General features: G+C 68.3%; 2 protein-coding genes. Both read right to left on the bottom strand.

Going from position 1 to position 1,701, the window contains the following annotated elements:
• Nucleotides 1–378: 378 nt before the first annotated feature.
• Nucleotides 379–693, bottom strand: coding sequence for a DUF2469 domain-containing protein (locus HUX53_RS37485; RefSeq protein WP_176408019.1), 315 nt, complete (start codon nt 691–693; stop codon nt 379–381).
• Nucleotides 690–1,415 (bottom strand): ribonuclease HII, encoded by a 726-nt coding sequence (locus tag HUX53_RS37480; RefSeq protein WP_176408018.1) that lies wholly within the window; start codon nt 1,413–1,415, stop codon nt 690–692. The genes HUX53_RS37485 and HUX53_RS37480 overlap by 4 nt, the downstream gene beginning before the upstream one ends.
• Nucleotides 1,416–1,701 lie beyond the last annotated feature (286 nt).

The raw sequence follows: 1,701 nt of genomic DNA, 5'->3' as shown, positions 1-1,701 counted from the left end.
CCCAACAACCCGAAATAGCCCCCAACCGTCCACCAGCAAGAACCAAGCAGCCCCCTCCCACCACCGTGGGGGCCTGGAGGGCCGTCGCCGTCAGTGCCTGGCCGCTACGGTCAGTTGCCCGGTCGCCGCCGTCGGGATAGGGGCCAGTGCCAGGACCTTGACCGTCACCATCGGGGCGCCTGCCACTGCCGTGGGGACGTCGGGGTGGTCGGACTACCGTGCCTTCGACGGGCTGGGACGGCCCATTGCTGGCGAGAGCAACAGGGGCGTCGGCTGCGGACGCGGCTAGCGAACATGCGCTAGGGCGGCGAAGCCGGCAGCGCGGGGTGTTGTGCTTGCGTGGGCTACCAGTCGCGGTGCCTGCGGTGGCTTCGTGAGTCAGTCGTCTGAAGGGAGTTCGAAATCGCTCTTGGCGAGTTCTTCGACGTTCACGTCCTTGAACGTGACAACACGCACGTTCTTGACGAAGCGGGCCGGGCGGTACATGTCCCACACCCACGCGTCCTGCATCGTGACCTCAAAGAAGATCTCACCGGCATCGGCGCCGCGCACCTGCAGGTCGACCGAATTCGTGAGGTAGAACCTGCGCTCGGTCTCGACGACGTAGCTGAACAGGCCGAGGACGTCGCGGTACTCGCGATAGAGCTGCAACTCCATCTCGGTCTCGTACTTTTCGAGATCCTCGGCGCTCACGCTCGTGCCCCTTCCGTGCGGCCCTCACCGGAGACCTCCCCGTCGGTCTCCTCCCCCACGGCCACATCCCCATTCTTACGCAAGGCCCGCCCGACGTTGACGTAGGAGAACCGATGCTCCGGACATGGACCGTACGCGGCGAGCGCCTCGCCGTGCGCGCGGGTCACATAGCCCTTGTGGACGTCGAACCCGTACTCCGGGTACCGCTCGTGCAGGCCGACCATGATCCGGTCTCGGGTCACCTTCGCGACGATGGACGCCGCGGCCACGCACGCCGCCGACTGGTCACCCTTGATCATCGCGAGGCCGGGGACGTCCAGACCCGGCACCGGGAATCCATCGCTCAGCACGTAGGCGGGCCGTTTGTCCAGGGCGGCCAGGGCCCTCCGCATCCCGGCGACGTTGCACCGGTGAAGGCCGATCCGGTCGATGTCATGGCACGGGATGACGACCGCGCTCCACGCGTACGCGCGCTTGGTGATCTCCGCGTACAGCTCTTCCCGGCGTCCCGGCGCGAGCAGTTTGGAGTCGGTGAGACCGTCGATCCGGCCGCGTCCGCCCTGCAGGATCACGGCGCCGACCACCAGCGGCCCCGCGCAGGCCCCGCGTCCCGCCTCATCGACGCCGGCCACGGGGCTGAACCCGCCGTGCACCAACGCGCGCTCGAACGCGAACAGCCCTGCGTCCCGACGCGGGGTGAAGCGGAGAGGACGTCCCTTCATGCTCCGCAGCGTACGTCCCCGCGCCCCCGCGCCGCTCCCCGAATGCCCCCGATCACCCAGCATGTCCACCAGCAAACCGACAAGACCACAGAGACGTGCCCCTGCCCAGGTGCGCCACCGGCATCGACACATCCAGCAGCTCGTCGAACCGCGAGCCCTCTAGGCAGAGGATCCGCGCCCCGGCCACCACCAGGTCGTACGCCCCCTACCGCACAGATAGCCATGTGGCAGGGAACAAAAAATCGCGGGCCGGCGCGCCGCAGGGCGTCAGAGGTCCCACAGGGGG

The sequence above is a fragment of the Actinomadura sp. BRA 177 genome (genome assembly GCF_013372625.1).
Lineage (GTDB): Bacteria > Actinomycetota > Actinomycetes > Streptosporangiales > Streptosporangiaceae > Spirillospora.
Note: the sequence above shows the minus strand (reverse complement) of the source record. Positions and strands in the feature narration are given on the sequence as shown.